The sequence below is a fragment of the Stenotrophomonas sp. Sm10 genome (assembly GCF_030985515.1).
In the GTDB taxonomy this organism is placed as follows: domain Bacteria; phylum Pseudomonadota; class Gammaproteobacteria; order Xanthomonadales; family Xanthomonadaceae; genus Stenotrophomonas; species Stenotrophomonas hibiscicola.
The window spans coordinates 1-16,026 of record NZ_JAPTFO010000009.1; the positions used below are offsets into that span (position 1 = coordinate 1).

Sequence of the window (16,026 nt, forward strand, 5' to 3'; positions counted from 1 at the left end):
CGCCATGGATGGCGCCATCGAGCCCCCAGGGACGGGTTTACGGCGTGTCCTGCCAGCCCACACCGCCCCGCCAAGCCACAGACAACCCAGAGCCGCTTTGGCTTTGGCTTTGGCTGTTGCCGGCCAGCGGCCGGCACTACCGCAGGTGCAGGGCGCAGCCCTGCCAACCCACCCTTCCCCTGCGCACGAAAACGATTTCACTGATTTCAGCAAACCGTCATCCCTTCGCCACGCCAGTACCATATTGCGCAGCAGCATGCGCCCACGGGCGACCCGTGCTAAAAATCGCCCGCCCATCGCTTAGATCGATCCAAGAACGACATTGCGATGGCCGGGAGTTGGGGGAGCAGCAACAGGACGTACCAGGCCACACGCGCGGTGCTCTGCCACCCACATGGCGACAGCCGCAAAGTCACTTCAAATTAGATCGATTCAAGTTGTCCGTGCCACGTCACCGGATCAATCCAGGAGAGAGGGAGAGATGGGAATGAAGCATTCAATACGTACGCATGGCCAGGACGCACTGTCGTTGGCCATCGCGCTGGCATTGGCCGCCGCCGTCATTCCGGCTGGCGCCGCCGCGCAACAGGCCACGTCTACCGGCGCGCCGGATGCCACCACTCTGGACAGCGTCCAGGTCACCGGCTACCGCTACGCCATCGAAAAGAGCCTTGAGCAGAAGCGCGACGCCAACGCCGTGGTCGAAGTGATCACCGCCGAGGACGTCGGCAAGTTCCCCGACAAGAACGTGGCCGACGCATTGCAGCGCGTGCCCGGCGTGGTCATCACCCGCAGCGGTGGCGAAGGCAAGAGCGTCAGCGTGCGCGGCCTTGCACCGGACCTGACCCTGACCCAGTTGAATGGCAACTACGTGGCCACGTCGGAAACCAACGACGAAGCCACCCGTTCGTTCAACTACACCCTGCTTCCGTCGAACATGCTGTCCAGCGCCGAGCTGTTCAAGTCGCCGGAAGCCCGCATCGACGAAGGCGGCATCGGCGGCACGGTCATCCTGCACACGCGCCGTCCGCTGGACATGGAGTCCAACTCGGGCTTCGTCACGCTTGAGGGCACCTCCTCCGATACCCACCACGATATCGACCCGCAGGCCTCGGCCCTGTATTCGTGGCACAGCAAGGATGAGCGTTTCGGCGTGCTGGTCGGCGTGACGCAGCAGAAGCGCACGACCCGCACCATGGAAGCCAGCACCGAGGACTACCAGTGGTACGGCGCCGGCAGGGCACGCGACGCCTATGGCAACGTGCAGCAGCAGGATGGCATCCACTACTGGTGGGGCAAGTCCGGCTTCAACAACCAGACCGGCGGCAACTACAGCGACTTCTTCATGCCGACCTCGGTCAACTTCGCGGTGAAGGAAGAAAAGCGCGAGCGCAAGGGCGGCCAGCTGACCTTCCAGTTCAAGCCGGTCGACAACGTCACGATGACCGCCAACTACTTCCGCTTCGAGCTGCAGGGTGACTACACCCAGAACATGCTGAAGATTCCGGAATGGAGCATGGCGCGCTACAACCAGGACGGCAACTGGGCCGGAGGCCGCCTTCTCAATGGCCTGGACTTCGATGCCAGCGGCAACACCGTCACGGGTGCCCAATTCGAAAAGCTGGCTGGAAAGACCTACTACTGCAGCGAAGACCAGGCCAAGGCCGCCGGCCTCAAGCCCGGCGGCTGGGGCCCGGACGACTGCACGATTCCGACACCGCAGCTGACCGGTGGCTACAGCAAGGAAAAGGCGCTGTCGCAGACCGCCGACCTGACCATCGACTGGGACATCAGCCCGCTGTGGAAGGCCTCGTTCACCGGTGGCCGCACCTGGTCCGAAGGTGGTCCGTCGATGAACTTCCGCATGTCGGCCAAGCCGCGCCGCAAGGTCGGCAACGACTACCTGTCCGGTAACCAGTACAGCGCATGGGACCTGACCGGCACGCCGTCTGCCACCTTCTCGCCCGACCTGCAGCAGCAGTTGATGAACGGCATCGCCGAAGTCGACACCGGCTCGACCGATTCGTCGTGGAAGCGCACCGAGGTCAAGCAGAACTACTTCCAGGCCGACGTGACCAAGCTGTTCGAGTCCGGTTGGCTGGATTCAATCCAGTTCGGTGCCAAATACCGCGACGGCAAGGTGCACCGCAACACCGGCAACACCTACTGGGTGTGCCCCGGCCGTGACCCGGCCGACTATGACAACAGCCGCTACCAGAGTGGCTGCGATCCGACTGCCGGCGATGCGCAGCCCGGCTTCTTCCTGTCCAATCCGATCAGCAACATTGCCGGTGGCTTCAATGCCAACGTGTTCCCGGGCATCAACTACCCGGCGTACATCGACTATCTGAACAAGACCTACGGTGGTTCGCACAACCGTACCGAGGAAGACTTCGTCTACAACGTCAACGAGAAGATCTACTCCGGCTACTTCCAGGCCAACTTCCGCACCGAGCGCCTGCGCGGCAATGTCGGCGTGCGTGTGGTGCGCACCAAGCAGTTCGCGCAGTCTTCCGACTCGATCGAGAAGTTCAACGACTACTTCCTGGACAACGCATCCGGTGCGCCGATGGCGTGCACCGACCCCGCCGCTGCGGCCTACCCGACCTACAGCTGCGAGAGCGGCTTCGTGCGCCTGCCGCATGACCTGGCGCAGAGCAAGACCTACAGCCTGATCGGCGTGGACCGCACCTACACCGACGTGCTGCCGAGCTTCAACATCGCATGGGACATCACCGACACGCTGGTGCTGCGTGGTGCCGCATCGAAGGTAATCGCCCGCCCAGGCTACACCGACATCGCAGCACCGGGCGCACTGAGCTACTACAGCGAGGAGTACGTCAATGATCGCCGCGTTGCCGGTGGCGCATCGACCGCAGGCTGGGTCGGCCAGGGCAGCAACAAGCAGCTGGAGCCGTTCAAGGCCACCCAGTTCGACCTGGGCCTGGAGTGGTACTTCCAGCCGGGCGCGGTCGCCGGCGTCAGCCTGTTCCGCAAGAACGTGGACAACTTCACCCTGCCGGTGGTGCGCGACACGCCCATGGTCATCAACGGTGAAGCGGTGAACGTGCAGCGCTACGAGACCCAGGCCAATGGCCGCGATGGTGTGTCGCAAGGCGTCGAGCTGTATGGCCAGTACACCTTCGATTTCGGCTTCGGCGTGCAGGCCAACTACACCTACAACGACACCAACCTGGCTTCCATTGTTCTGGACGGGCAGGAAATCGGCTCCTCGCCGCTGGTCGGCAGCGCCAAGAACCAGGCCAACGTGACGGTCTTCTACGAGAACGAGAAGTTCCTCGCGCGCGCTTCGTTCAACCGTCGCGGCCAAGTGGTCGGCGGGCTCAACAATGGCCTCACCGTCTACACCGAACCGTATGACCAGCTGGATCTGAATGTTGCCTACAACCTGACCCCGGACTGGACCCTGACCGCCTCGGTGATCAACGCCACCAAGTCCGAGCAGCGCGTGCATCTGGGAAGCGACACCAAGGCACGCCTGATCTCCAATACCTATGCAGGCCGCCAGCTGTACTTCGGCGCTACCTGGAAGTTCTAAGGCAACACCGGGTTGCCCGGGCGCGCCCCGGTGCAACCCACGCCCCGCCCTGGCGGGGACGTTCCTCCACGGCAGCCGCGCTGGTACAGGCGGCTGCCGTTTTTTTTGCCGCCTTGCCTGTCGTTCAGCCCGGCACTTGACCCTGCCATCGTTGGAAGGTGCACACTGACTCGACCCCAAGAGCACCCAAGGAGCTACGGATGGAATTCCATGTTGAAGGCATGACCTGCGGCGGTTGCGCGCGCAGCGTGACCAAGGCGATCGAACTGGTCGATCCGCAGGCCAGCGTGCAGGCAGACCCGGCCAGCCGCCGAGTGCAGGTGCAGACCTCGGCCAGCGAAGCGCAGATCGTGGCGGCACTGACCGATGCCGGCTTCCCGCCGCGTACTGCCTGATCCCCTGTCCTGTCCCATACTGAAAAGCCCGCCGGGTACTACAGCACCCGGCGGGCTTTTTCATGCATGCGATATCGAGTCAATGCTTGTGCGTACGCCGCCGCACCGCACCAGTCTTCGCGGTATCGACCGGTACCAGCGTCCCATCGTCCTCACCCAACCGCTCCAGGATCGGGCACTCCGGGCGCTCATCGCCCGCGCAGCAGCTGATCAGCGACTTCAGCGTGTCGGCCATCTGCCGCATGTGCTCGATGCGTTGCTCCAGATCGGCGATGTGCTGCTCGGCCAGGTGCTTGACGTCGGCGCTGTGCCGCGAGGTATCGTTCCAGAGGCCGAGCAGATCGGTGATCTCGGCCACCTGGAAGCCCAGATCGCGTGCGCGGCGGATGAAACGCAGGCGGTGGATGTCCGCCTGCGAATACGCCCGGTAGCCCGACTCGGTTCTATCAGCGGCGGGAATCAGGCCGATCTGTTCGTAGTAGCGGATCATTTTCGCCGACACGCTGGAGGCTTTGGCGGCTTCACCGATGTTCATGGGTATTCCCTTCAATGAGTGACGGCGGCGGCATCCGCCATCGGTGGCTGGAAGCGGCGCAGGCGCAGCGCATTGCCCAGCACGAACACGCTGGACAGGGCCATCGCACCGGCCGCGAACACCGGTGACAGCAGCACGCCCCAGACCGGATACAGCACGCCGGCGGCCACCGGAATCAACGCGGTGTTGTAGGCGAAGGCCCAGAACAGGTTCTGCCGGATGTTGCCCAGCGTCGCCTTCGACAACGCAATGGCATTCGGCACACCCTGCAGGTTACCCGACATCAGCACCACGTCGGCCGATTCCACCGCGATATCGGTACCGGTTCCGATCGCCAGGCCGACATCGGCCTCGGCCAGTGCCGGCGCATCGTTGATGCCGTCGCCGACGAAGGCGACATGGCCATGTGTGGTCTTCAAGCGGCGCACCGCCTCGACCTTGCCTTCCGGCAGCACCTCGGCCACCACTTCGTCGATGCCGAGCTGGCGCGCGATCGCCTGCGCGGTACCAGCGTTGTCACCGGTGATCATCGCCACCTTCAGGCCAAGCTGATGCAGTGCCGCGATCGCGGCCGGCGTGCTCGGCTTGATCGGATCGGATACCGCGATGATTGCGGCCAGGCGACCGTCAATGGCGGCATACAGCGGCGACTTGCCCTGGGTGCCCAGCTCTGCCGCCAGCGCCGCAGACAAAGTGATGTCCACGCCCAGATCGCGCATGAAGCGATCGGCACCGACCTCCACCCGCGCACCATCAACGCTGGCACGCACGCCCATGCCGGTGACCGATTCGAAATCGATCATCGACGGCAGTGCAATGCCCTGTTCAGTGGCTGCATCGACGATGGCGCGGGCGATCGGATGTTCAGAGCGCGATTCCACTGCAGCCACTGCCGCCAACACTGTGCTGCGATCGAAGCCGTCCGTGATCTCGAAGTCGGTCAGGCGCGGGCGACCCTCGGTCAGCGTGCCGGTCTTGTCCACCGCCACCACCTGCGCATCCTTCAGCAGCTGCAGCGCTTCGCCCTTGCGGAACAGCACGCCCATTTCGGCGCCACGACCGGTCCCCACCATGATCGAGGTCGGCGTGGCCAGCCCCATCGCGCAGGGGCAGGCAATGATCAGCACCGCCACCGCATTGACCAGCGCGAAGCTCAGCGCCGGCGACGGGCCGAAGATCAGCCAGACTGCGAAGGTCGCCAGCGCGGCCAGCATCACCGCCGGCACGAACCACAGCGTGACCTTGTCAACCAACGCCTGGATCGGCAGCTTCGAGCCCTGCGCCTGTTCGACCATGCGGATGATCTGCGCCAGCAGGGTCTGCGCGCCCACCGCCGTCGCACGTACCGTCAGTGCGCCCTTCTGGTTGACCGTACCGCCCACCACGCTGCTGCCCGGCTGCTTCTCAACCGGAATCGGCTCGCCGCTGATCATCGATTCGTCGATGTAGCTGCGGCCTTCAACCACCTCGCCATCGACCGGCACACGCTCGCCTGGCCGCACTTCCACCACGTCGCCGCTCTGCACTTCATTGACCGGGATATCGACGGTGCGGCCGTCACGGATCACGTGGGCGACCTTGGCCTGCAGGTTGACCAGACGCTTGATCGCCTCCGAGGTGCGGCCCTTGGCGCGCGCTTCGAGGAAGCGGCCGAGCAGGATCAGTGCGACGATTACCGCCGCCGCTTCGTAGTAGACGTTCACCGTGCCCGGCGGCAGCAGCCGCGGTGCAAAGGTCGCGACCACCGAATAGCCGAACGCCGCAGCGGTGCCCACCGCCACAAGCGAATTCATGTCCGGTGCAAGGCGCAGCAGCGCCGGGAAGCCCTTCTGGTAGAAACGGCGACCGGGGATGGCCAGCACCAGGAGCGTCAGTGCGAACTGCAGGTACCAGCTGGCCTGCATGCCAATCGTGGCCATCACCCATTCGTGCATGCCGGGAATCAGGTGCGAGCCCATCTCCAGCACGAACACCGGCAATGCCAGCGCAGTTGCCACGATCAGGTCGCGCTTCAGTTCGGCACGCTCGGCATCCTTCTTTTCTACGGTCTCGTCATCGGACTGCACACCCGCCTCGATTACGCGTGCGTCATAGCCGGCCTTGTCGATGGCGGCGACCAGCGTCGCAGCATCCGCCACGCCACGCACCGTGGCGCGCTCGGTGGCCAGGTTGACGCTGGCCTGGCTCACGCCTGACACCGCCAGCAGCGCGCGCTCCACGCGGCCCACGCAGGAGGCGCACGTCATGCCTTCCACGGCCAGTTCAACGGTGGCGGCAGGTACGTCGTAGCCCACCCGCTCCACCGCCTGGATCAGCGCGGCCCGATCGACCGGGCCGGACGGGCGGATATCCGCGCGCTCGGTGGCCAGATTGACCGAAACACTGCCCACACCTTCGACCCTGGACAGCGCCGCCTCGACCCGGCCGACACAGCTGGCGCAGGTCATGCCCTCGATGGGCAGGCTGATGGTGGCAGGACTTGCGGTGGCGGCAGCGGCGCGGGGCGTGCTCATGATCGGATTCCCGGGGTTCCTTCTGGATGCGGACAGGCTAAACCTTGCCATCGTGGGAAGGTCAAATCCAGCCTGTCCGCATGCCTGAAGGGGGCGCCGCCCCCGGCGTTCCGTTTCCGCATCCACGCATGGCGTGGATCTACCGGCGAGGTCGGTCTCTTCAGAACGTGAACACATACTCCAATGCGAGCTCACGGCCGACCGCGCTCAGCAACCGGGTCGGGGCGAAGTCATAGTCCAGCTTGTACGGATCCTTGTGATTCCAGCTGGCGGAGTTGAAGGCGTTGTTGACGTACACGTTTACCTTCGCGTGTTCGGTCACCTGGTAGCCCACGTTGAAGTTCCAGGTGATGAACGGCCCCACTCGACCGTAGTAGCGCGCCGTCTGCTGCCCGGCATTGGGGTTCGGGTTCGGCGAGCCATCCGGACGCGTTGCCGGCTCCAGGCAGTTCAGCGACGGGCTGTCGCTGGGCACGTAGCCATCGGCGAACGGCAGGCAGCCGCCGGGGTTGTCCAGGCGGTCGGTGCCCCAGTGGTAGCGCACGCCCGGCACCGAGCCCACGCGGTCGGCATAGACATTGGCATTCCAGTTGCCGCGCTGCCAGGCCAGGCTCGCGCGCAGCTTGCTGCGCAGGTCGCGGTCGCGGCGTTCCGGGTTCGGGTCGTTGGCGTAGCGCTGTTCCTTGGTGGAGATCTGGTTGGTGTAGTTCACACCCAGCTGGAAGCTGCCCCATTGCGCGGTCTCCAGACGGTAGCGCGCGGTCAGGTCGACGCCACGCACTTCGCGGCTGGCCAGGTTGAACGGGCCGCGCTCGATCGACACCAGGCGCCCGTTGCTGTCACGGTTCACGCGCGCCAGGATGCCGGCGCAGTAGTCGCCACCGGCCGGATTGGCCCATGGCGTGCCATCGATGTTCTTGCCGGTCAGGCAGCCGGCCTCGCTGGCCAGCACCTCGTCGGCGCCGACGTCGACGATCATGTCTTCCAGCTTGATCGCCCAGTAGTCGGCGCTGACCGACAGGTTGGGCATCACGTCCCAGACGAAGCCGACCGTCCACGAATCACCGGTTTCCGAGCGCAGCAGCGGCGTGCCACGGCGGTTCACGTCGAAGGTGTACCAGACATCGGTGTTGCCCACGCCACAGTTGTTGACCAGGTAGGCACCGCTCTGGATGCAGCGCAGGCGATCATAGGTCTGCACTTCGGAACTGCTCGGCTGGCCCAGCAGGTAGTGCATGTCCGGCGCGTGGAAGCTGGTGGCATACGAGCCACGCACCAGCAGCGATTCGACCGGGCGCCATTCCAGGCCGACGTTCCAGGTGGTTTCCTTCTGGCTGCCGATATCCAACGCTTCACTGCTGTCATCGGCCTTGTAGTTGCCATAGCGGTCGTAGCGTGCGGCCGCGGTGGCCGTCACGCTCTCCAGCAGCGGGATCTTGAACTCGACTCCCGCTGAATACCGGGTGCGCTCGCCACCACCGCGGTCGACGTTCTGCAGGTCGAAATCGATGCCGGCGCGTGGGTCCGGGCTGAGGTGGTAGCCCTGCTGCGCGACTTCAGCTACCGCTGCGAACGAGATCGGGCCTGCCCAGCCCTGGAACAGCTCGCCGGTGATATCCGCCGAGGCCTGGTTGACCCACGATGACGCGCGGTTCCTGGCCACCGTGCCCATCTGCCAGTATTGGTCCGGCGTGAGCGGATTCCACCAGCGCGATTCGTTCAACGCGTAGATCGCCTCGCCATCGGGGGTGGTGCCCAGGCGCGGGCCGAGGAAGTAGTCGTACGACTTCTGCTCGTCCACCACGTTCTGCCGTTCTTCCACGCGGTAGTAGGAACGGCCCACCGAGGCGCTCCAGTCGAAGCGATCGGCAAGGCGGCCACGCAGGCCTGCGCTCCAGTCCCAGGACAGCTCGCGGTTGGTGTTGCGCAGGGTATCCAGGCCACCGACTTCGTTCGGAGTGAACTGGCGCACGCCCAGGATCGGGCGGTTGCGGTTGGCATCCCAGTAATAGCCGTTGTCGTCGTCGATCAGCGAGACGCTGGGCGGATTGGTGCCCCAGATCGCTTCGGAGTGGTACACCGCCAGGTTGGTCCAGGCCTGCAGGTCGCTGCTGAAATCGAAGGTGGCGTAGAGGTTGCCGGAAACATTCTCGGCGCCGCCGGTGAGCAGCCAGTTGGCGTAGTCGGCGCTCATGCCGCACAGGCGGCCGGTGTTGGTGATGGTGTTGGTAGCGTAGTTGTAGACCAGCCGATCGGCAGTGTAGTACTCGCCGTCGAACTTCTCGCAGGTGCCTGCAGGCGGTGCCAGGCGCTGGCCGTTGGTCGGGTCGATCAATGCCAGGCCCGAGGTGGGGCGGAAGCCGACCTTGCGCTGCTCCATGTTCCAGGAGGGATACGGTGCGTCGTCGGCGTCGTCCATCTGCGGTCGGTCGCGTCCGAACAGCGGATCGCGCTTGGTGTACTGCAGCGCGTAGGTCACGCTCCAGTTGTCGCCGGTCTTGCCGCCGGCCCAGGACAGGTCCCAGGTATCTCGTCCACCTTCTGTGGAGGTACCGCCACGCACGCGCACTTCGTCGCCGTCGTAGTTGGTCTTGAGGATGACGTTGACCACGCCGGCGATCGCATCCGAACCGTAGATGGCCGAGGCGCCGCCGGTCAGCACTTCAATGCGCTCCACTGCTGCGGCCGGAATGTTGCCGTAGTTGGAGAAATTGGTTTCGCCGCCGTAGGGCAGCGGGTAGTCGGCCACACGGCGGCCGTTGACCAGCAGCAGAGAACGGTTCGGGCCCATCCCGCGCAGGTTCAGGCCACTGGCGTTGGGCGTGTGCGAGCCCCATTGCGAGGCGGCTTCAACGGTGCCGGTCGCTTCGGTGAGCGTCTTCAGCGCGTCATACACGCTGACGAAGCCTTCTCTCTGGATCTGCTGCGCGGTGATCACGTTGACCGGGGCCGGGCCTTCGACACTGGCGCGCTTGATGCGCGAGCCGGTGACGGTGACCGCGTCGAGATCCTTGGTAGACGAGCTTGAGGCTTGCTGCGCATTGGCAGCCAGGGGAAGCAGGGCCAGGATCAGGGCCTGGGACAGCAGGTGGCGACGCTTGTGGACGATCTGAGCCATGGTGGTTGCTCTTCGAAGATGTGGACGCACGGGCGGACGGTGGCGCGGCACTACGACGGATCCAGGCGCTTGGATCGGTTCACGACCGATATGGCACCTCCCCTGTGGATCGATCCAAACTAAAGCACAGCTGAACCACGCCCGGCATGCGGCGGCGCAGCAACAGCCGGCGGAATGCCGCTAGCGGCCACCGACGTCCATAACAATCAAATAGTTGCGACACATCGCTGAGAGAACGGCGCACGAAGTAGTGACACGATCACGACAGCCGCGCGCGGAACGGTTTTGTCCGCCCTCAGCGATTCCCCTCACCCGATCGAGTCGGGACGAAGCGGTCATTTCGGAGCGCGTAGTGGCTCGACGTATCGCCTCCGGGTCCGATACCCCACCACTCGATGGAGAACCCGTCCCCCTGCCAGATGACCGAGGAAAAGTCGGATTCACTGTTGGATCGCCCTGAGTTCTGGCTCACCAGAGACAGGGTTTCAAGGCAGCTGCTGATCAACACCCTGCCGCGCTCAATGGGCTTCGGCAGGGTCAATTCGTAGACGAACAGATGGATCTCGCGCCCAGCGCCACAACGTCCCATCGGGTTGGAAGCGTTTGAATCGAACACCTGATACAGCGCGCGAAAGCGCTTCTCCCCGATCCGATGTACGCGCGTGTCGAGGAACGCGCCCCGCGCGGTTGGCTCAAGCCTCACACCAACCATTTCGGGGTCAACCTGCAGGTCCTTGTCGGCAGCCACCTCCCGCACCCACTCCGGTGCATGCCCTTCACGTGCGCCGATTGCAATGGCTGGCACCACGCAGACAAGCAGCAGGAACAGTCGAAACATGCGGGAATTCGTTGGCGAACGACGGTATGAACCACTATCGGCAATCACCGACTGCGCCGCCATGCGACGGCGCACCAGCGTATCCATTTCAACGACTTGGCCTGCCGCCCCAGCCGTTCGAACGTGCTGTAAGCGTCACTTCTTCGGCCGCAACGATGGGCAGGCCCGGGGTCGGAGCCATTCTGCGAAGGGATCCGACCCCGGGGCCCAAAGAGCAGCCGAGCGTGGGCTCGGCTCTACAGAAGAGGCGGGCTACCTTGCGCCGTCCAGCGCCTGCCGCAGCGCGGCCACGGTCGCGGTGGCGGTCTGGCTCCAGTCCGGGTCCAAGCCGCGCAGGGCCGGGTTCTGGAACTGCATGGCCGAGCGGCGCAGGCCTTTTGCGGACGCGTGCAGTTCGGTACAGCCCGTCTGCCGCGCGACGGTTGCGATGTTGCCCGGGGCCAGCCCCGCGCCGGCCATCACACTGATGCGTCCCTTCGCCTGGGTCACCAGGCCCGCCAGCACTTCGGCACCGGCCTCGGCGCTGACCTGCCCGCCCGAGGTCAGCACGCGCTGGCAGCCCAGCCCGATCACCTGTTCCAGCGCTGCCGGCAGGTCGCGGGCCGCATCGAATGCGCGATGGAAGGTCACCTGCAACGGCCCGGCGGCCTGCACCAGTTCCCGGCACAGCGCCAGGTCGATGCCGCCCTGCACGTCCAGCGCACCGATCACCACGCCATCGCAGCCCAGCGCGCGGCACTGCGCGATGTCACGCAGCATCAGTTCGGTTTCCAGCGCGTCGTAGTGGAAGTCGCCCGGGCGTGGCCGCACCAGCACGAACAGCGGAATCGACAGGCGTTCGCGGGCAATCGCGATGCTGGCGAAGGACGGCGTGGTGCCGCCCTCGGCCAGGTTGTCGAACAGCTCGATGCGGTCGGCGCCGCCGGCCTGCGCGGCCAGCGCCGAGGCCAGCGAGTTGCTGGCGATCTCCAGGGTCCGACGCGTACTCACGCCTGGGAGCTCGTGTAGATCGACGGCGAGTCACGCAGGTCATCCTGGCGCTGCGCATCGCACACCGCATAGACGAAGCCGCGATGCAACGCGCAGGCGCCCACCTCGCCCTGCTTGTTCATGGCCAGGAAGCACACCTGCAGGGTCTTGCTCGCCTCCGGCCGCTTGCGCACCACACGGTCGATCGCTTCGCGGCAGGCCTGTGCCGGCGAGCGCCCCTGGCGCATCAGTTCGACCACCAGGAACGAAGCGGCGTTGCGGATCATCTCTTCACCCACGCCCGAAGCAGTGGCCGCGCCCACGTCGTTGTCGACATACAGGCCGGCACCGATAATCGGGCTGTCGCCGACCCGGCCGTGCAGCTTCCAGGCCATGCCGCTGGTGGTGCAGGCACCGGCAAGGTGGCCCTTGGCATCCAGCGCCAGCATGCCGATGGTGTCGTGGTTGTCGCTGTTGCCGGGAATACCACGGCGCTCGGCGTTGATCTGCGGCTGATACTTCTCCGTCTTCAGCCACTCGCGCCAGGCCGCTTCGGCCTGCGGCGTCAGCAGGTGCTTGCGCTCGAAACCCTGCTGCATCGCGAACTGCTGCGCGCCCTCGCCCACCAGCAGCACGTGCGGGCTGTTCTCCATCACGTTGCGGGCCACCGACACCGGATGCAGGATGTCGACCAGCGCGGCCACTGCGCCACAACGGCCATCGCCATCCATGATGCTCGCGTCCAGGCTGAGCACGCCGTCGCGATCGGGGTTGCCACAATGGCCGACGGTGGGGTTGCACAGCTCGCTCTCAGCCCAGCGTGCGCCTGCTTCCACCGCATCCAGCGCGCTGCCGCCCTGCGACAGCACCTTCCATGCGGCCTGGTTGGCCGGCACGCCGAAGTCCCAGGTCGAAACCACCTTGGCCCCACCCTGCGTGCGCGCCTGCACGCCCGGCAAAGCCGCCATGCCTGCAGCCAGTGCACCGGCCTGCAGGAACTGCCTGCGATCCACCATCTTCCCCTCCCAGTCTGCAATGCACGGCCGGCACGATGCCGGTCATGCCGATCAGTCGTGCGTGGGCTGCCGTGCGGCGTGCCAGACCGCTGCGCCGAGCACGCCCAACTGGCCGTGCTCCACGCGCCATACCGGCACCTGGCGCAGCACCTCGGTCAGCACGCCCTTGTTGAGGAAGCGCTCACGGAAGCGGCCATCGGCCAGGAAATCCTGCACATGCGCGGAAATACCTCCGGCGAGGTACACCGAGCGCGCACCGACGGCGATCGCTGCGTCGCCGGCCAGGCTGCCCAGCCAGGCGCAGAACACCTGCAGCGTCTCCACCGCCAGCGCGTCTTCACCGCTGCGGGCGGCACCGATCAGTGCTTCGGTACTGGTCCACACCGGGGTGACGCCGCGCAGCTCGCACAGGCACGGGTACAGGTTCATCAGGCCACTGCCGGACAGCACGCGCTCGTTGTCCACGTGCGTCCAGCGCTGCAGCAGTTTGCCCAGCACCTGCAGTTCCAGCGCGTTGCCGGCGCCGAGCGCGGCATGGCCGATCTCGCTGGCCAGCACCGGGCGCTCGCCATCGGCGAAACGCAGTGCCGCGCCCAGGCCGGTACCGGCGCCCAGCACCAGCGCCGGGAACGCCTGCGCCGGGTCAGCATCGCCGTTCAGTGGCACCAGAGTGGCAGGCTGCAGGTACGGGATGGCCAGCGCCACCGCTTCGAAATCATTGATCAACTGCAGCTCATGCAGCCCGGACTGCGCGCGGGTGGCCGACAGCGAGACCGTCCACGGCAGATTGGAATTGATCAGTACATCGCCATCGAGCAGGCCGGCGATGGCGACCACCGCGGTCTGCACCGGCTGGCCGAGGCCAGCGGTGAAATCAGCAAGGATCGCCGCCAGGCTGGGGTGCTCGGCGCAGGCATAGGTGCGGTGGCTGCCCAGCCGTGGTGCGTGGCCGGGTTGCGCTTCAGCCAGCGCCAAACGGGCGAAAGTGCCGCCGACATCGGCGACAACGAGACTGCGCGGAAGACCGCCGCGGGCGGAGTCGGTGGAAACCGTGGACGCTGCTGCGATGGTCACGCTGGCCTGGCCTGCTTGGATCGATTGAATCGCCTCGATTCTCAGGCATCGGGGCGGCTTTGCCTAGCGCGCCGGCGGTTCAGGTTGGCCTACATGCCTTCCTGTTCGGCCACCTGCACGCCATCCACCAGCACGCGCAGCCGCTGCGGGCGGAAGCCGGCAAACAGCAGCGGCCGGGTGCGCTCGACCAGCACTTCGTGGCCGGCGATGTGGCGCAGCCACGACTGTACCAGCGAGAAGGAGAAGTGCGTGCCCGGATGCAGCGGATGCTGCACCCAGACCTTCTCGGTGGCGCTCTGCAGCAGCATCGCGCCGGTGAACCAGTGGCGGCTCAGGGTCACCGGCGTGGTGCCGGCCATGAAGCGGATATCCATGCGAGGTCCTTTCGCTGGAGAGGCCTTGCGGCGTGTCAGGGCTGGGCCGTCTGCAGGCTGTAGCGGGTGGTGGCGGTGAACACCGCGCCATCGGGCTGGGTGGAGCGTACCTCGACCTTGTGGCTGCCCACGGCCAGGTCGGTCGGCAGCGCGCCACGCCACAGGTGCGGCGACGCGGTGGCCTCCGGCGAGCGGTCGTAGCCACGCAGGCTGTCAGCCAGATCGTCGGCCACGTTCTCCACCATCAGGCGCGGGTCGGGCTGGCTGACCTGCTTCATCGGCTGCCAAGCGCCGCCATCAACGCGGTACTCAACCACGCTGGCATCCTCACCCATGTAGACGTTGGCATAGATGCCCCACGCCGGGTAAGCCCCCTGGCGCAGCACTTTCGGCGCATGCAGGCCGATCTGCTCGCTGGCCGGCTTGCCGGCCACGCGGTACTGCAGGCGATAGCTGCCGTTGCCGGCCACGTCGAGCAATGCGTAGCCCTTCGGCGTGCCATCACTCATGGTGCTGTCCGGCACGCCGGCGGCATCCTTCACCCCCGACCAGAACGCACCGCAGTTGGCACCCACGTTGTATTCGTGCAGCGGTTTGTCGCCGTTCCAGCCGTCGGCCTTGCCGTGGTAGACGTGCTGCTGGGTGTGGCTGTGGCCGCTGAGCACGAGCACGTTGCGGAAGTCCTTGAGCAGGTCGAACAGGCGCTGGCGGTCGGCATGGCGGAAGGTCTCGCGCCCCGGCGCCGCGTCGAACAGCGGGATGTGCATGCCCAGCACCAGCAGGCGATCCTTGTGCAGGCCCTTCAGGTAGCTGGCGAGGAAGGCGAACTGGTCTTCGCGCAGGCCGCCGATGTACTTCGGCCTGGCCTTGGGGTCGTACACCACGTCGTCCAGGAACACGAAACTGGCGCCGCCCTCTTCCACCGCGTAGGTGTCCGGACCGTAGATGTTGCGCCAGCTGTCCAGCGAGTGTTCGTCGCTGGCCGCATCGAAATCGAGGTCGTGGTTGCCCGGCACATGGAACCACGGCACGCCAAGTCCGGTGGTGACCTTGTTGATCGCCGGGTAGAGCGTCAAGTCATCGTTGACGATGTCACCCAGGGTGGTGCCCATGCGCGCCTTGGTCTGGCCGACCAGCGGCGCCACGATCGACTGCTGGTAGTAGCCGATGTCCTTCAGGCTCGCGGTCTGGGAGTCGGTGAACACCAGCATCTGGAAGCCGCGCCGACTGTCATGGCGATCCGACTGCAGGGCGAAATCCCAGTTGCGGGTGACGTCGCTGGTCGCGGCGATGCCGCCGTACTTCAACGCCGGCGAACCGTTCGGGCGATAGTGCCGCCAGAACGAAGGCAGGCCGTCGGCCGCTTTCGGGAAGGAATACGCATCAGGCTTGATCACGAATACGGTCTGGCCGTCGCGCACCGGCAGGCTGTAGCTGCCGTCAGCGGCAGTCTTGACGATGGTCTCGCCGTTGGAAACCTGCACCCCGGCCAGGCCCGGATCGGTCGCACCGCGGCCAGGCTTGCCGTCATGCTCCAGATACACCTTGCCGCTGACCACGGTGTCCGCAGCCCAGGCCGGCGAGGTCAGCAACAGGCAGCACAGCCAGGCGGCAGGCAGTTTCATGGGAGGCATC

At 65.7% G+C, this 16,026-nt stretch carries 11 protein-coding genes; 2 read left to right on the forward strand and 9 right to left on the reverse strand.

The window, feature by feature from the left end; translation table 11 throughout:
- Positions 1–481 precede the first annotated feature (481 nt).
- A complete protein-coding gene (locus tag O0J15_RS04065; protein ID WP_019661431.1) occupies positions 482–3,559 on the forward strand; it encodes a TonB-dependent receptor in 3,078 nt (1,025 codons plus the stop codon).
- Positions 3,560–3,759: 200 nt separating this feature from the next.
- Complete coding sequence (locus O0J15_RS04070) at positions 3,760–3,954, forward strand: heavy-metal-associated domain-containing protein (RefSeq protein ID WP_021204511.1); 195 nt, start codon at positions 3,760–3,762, stop codon at positions 3,952–3,954.
- 79 nt (positions 3,955–4,033) lie between these two features.
- On the opposite strand, the gene cueR is transcribed toward O0J15_RS04070, so the two are convergent.
- From cueR to O0J15_RS04115, 9 genes are all read right to left on the reverse strand, one after another.
- Entirely contained in the window at positions 4,034–4,489 is a 456-nt protein-coding gene (cueR, locus tag O0J15_RS04075) for a Cu(I)-responsive transcriptional regulator (protein WP_019661429.1), read from the reverse strand.
- Between the two features lie 11 nt (positions 4,490–4,500).
- Positions 4,501–7,002, reverse strand: coding sequence for a heavy metal translocating P-type ATPase (locus O0J15_RS04080; protein WP_308305119.1), 2,502 nt, complete (start codon positions 7,000–7,002; stop codon positions 4,501–4,503).
- A gap of 160 nt (positions 7,003–7,162) precedes the next feature.
- On the reverse strand, positions 7,163–10,120 hold the full coding sequence (locus O0J15_RS04085; RefSeq protein WP_308305120.1) for a TonB-dependent receptor: 2,958 nt from the start codon (positions 10,118–10,120) through the stop codon (positions 7,163–7,165).
- A 295-nt stretch (positions 10,121–10,415) separates the two neighbouring features.
- Complete coding sequence (locus O0J15_RS04090) at positions 10,416–11,045, reverse strand: hypothetical protein (protein WP_308305121.1); 630 nt, start codon at positions 11,043–11,045, stop codon at positions 10,416–10,418.
- A gap of 165 nt (positions 11,046–11,210) precedes the next feature.
- Positions 11,211–11,948 (reverse strand): copper homeostasis protein CutC, encoded by a 738-nt coding sequence (locus O0J15_RS04095; RefSeq protein WP_308305122.1) that lies wholly within the window; start codon positions 11,946–11,948, stop codon positions 11,211–11,213.
- Positions 11,945–12,943 (reverse strand): N(4)-(beta-N-acetylglucosaminyl)-L-asparaginase, encoded by a 999-nt coding sequence (locus O0J15_RS04100; RefSeq protein WP_227844611.1) that lies wholly within the window; start codon positions 12,941–12,943, stop codon positions 11,945–11,947. Before O0J15_RS04100 ends, O0J15_RS04095 begins: the two co-directional genes overlap by 4 nt.
- Positions 12,944–12,994: 51 nt before the next feature.
- The gene (locus tag O0J15_RS04105; protein WP_164144264.1) at positions 12,995–14,017 is read right to left on the reverse strand and encodes a glucokinase; all 1,023 of its coding nucleotides are present in this window, start codon (positions 14,015–14,017) and stop codon (positions 12,995–12,997) included.
- A gap of 89 nt (positions 14,018–14,106) precedes the next feature.
- Positions 14,107–14,391: a hypothetical protein gene (locus O0J15_RS04110; RefSeq protein WP_005409434.1), complete on the reverse strand. Its 285-nt coding sequence runs from the start codon at positions 14,389–14,391 to the stop codon at positions 14,107–14,109.
- Positions 14,392–14,426: 35 nt separating this feature from the next.
- Positions 14,427–16,016, reverse strand: a complete 1,590-nt coding sequence (locus O0J15_RS04115) for a calcineurin-like phosphoesterase family protein (protein WP_308305123.1) — start codon at positions 16,014–16,016, stop codon at positions 14,427–14,429.
- Positions 16,017–16,026 lie beyond the last annotated feature (10 nt).

What these genes read in the sequence shown, in the direction of transcription:
- O0J15_RS04080 (WP_308305119.1), bottom strand. Translation starts at nt 7,002, where the DNA reads ATGAGCACGCCCCGCGCCGCTGCCGCCACCGCAAGTCCTGCCACCATC.
- O0J15_RS04085 (WP_308305120.1), bottom strand. Translation starts at nt 10,120, where the DNA reads ATGGCTCAGATCGTCCACAAGCGTCGCCACCTGCTGTCCCAGGCCCTG.
- O0J15_RS04110 (WP_005409434.1), bottom strand. Translation starts at nt 14,391, where the DNA reads ATGGATATCCGCTTCATGGCCGGCACCACGCCGGTGACCCTGAGCCGC.
- cueR (WP_019661429.1), bottom strand. Translation starts at nt 4,489, where the DNA reads ATGAACATCGGTGAAGCCGCCAAAGCCTCCAGCGTGTCGGCGAAAATG.
- O0J15_RS04065 (WP_019661431.1), top strand. Translation starts at nt 482, where the DNA reads ATGGGAATGAAGCATTCAATACGTACGCATGGCCAGGACGCACTGTCG.
- O0J15_RS04090 (WP_308305121.1), bottom strand. Translation starts at nt 11,045, where the DNA reads ATGGATACGCTGGTGCGCCGTCGCATGGCGGCGCAGTCGGTGATTGCC.
- O0J15_RS04115 (WP_308305123.1), bottom strand. Translation starts at nt 16,016, where the DNA reads ATGAAACTGCCTGCCGCCTGGCTGTGCTGCCTGTTGCTGACCTCGCCG.
- O0J15_RS04100 (WP_227844611.1), bottom strand. Translation starts at nt 12,943, where the DNA reads ATGGTGGATCGCAGGCAGTTCCTGCAGGCCGGTGCACTGGCTGCAGGC.
- O0J15_RS04070 (WP_021204511.1), top strand. Translation starts at nt 3,760, where the DNA reads ATGGAATTCCATGTTGAAGGCATGACCTGCGGCGGTTGCGCGCGCAGC.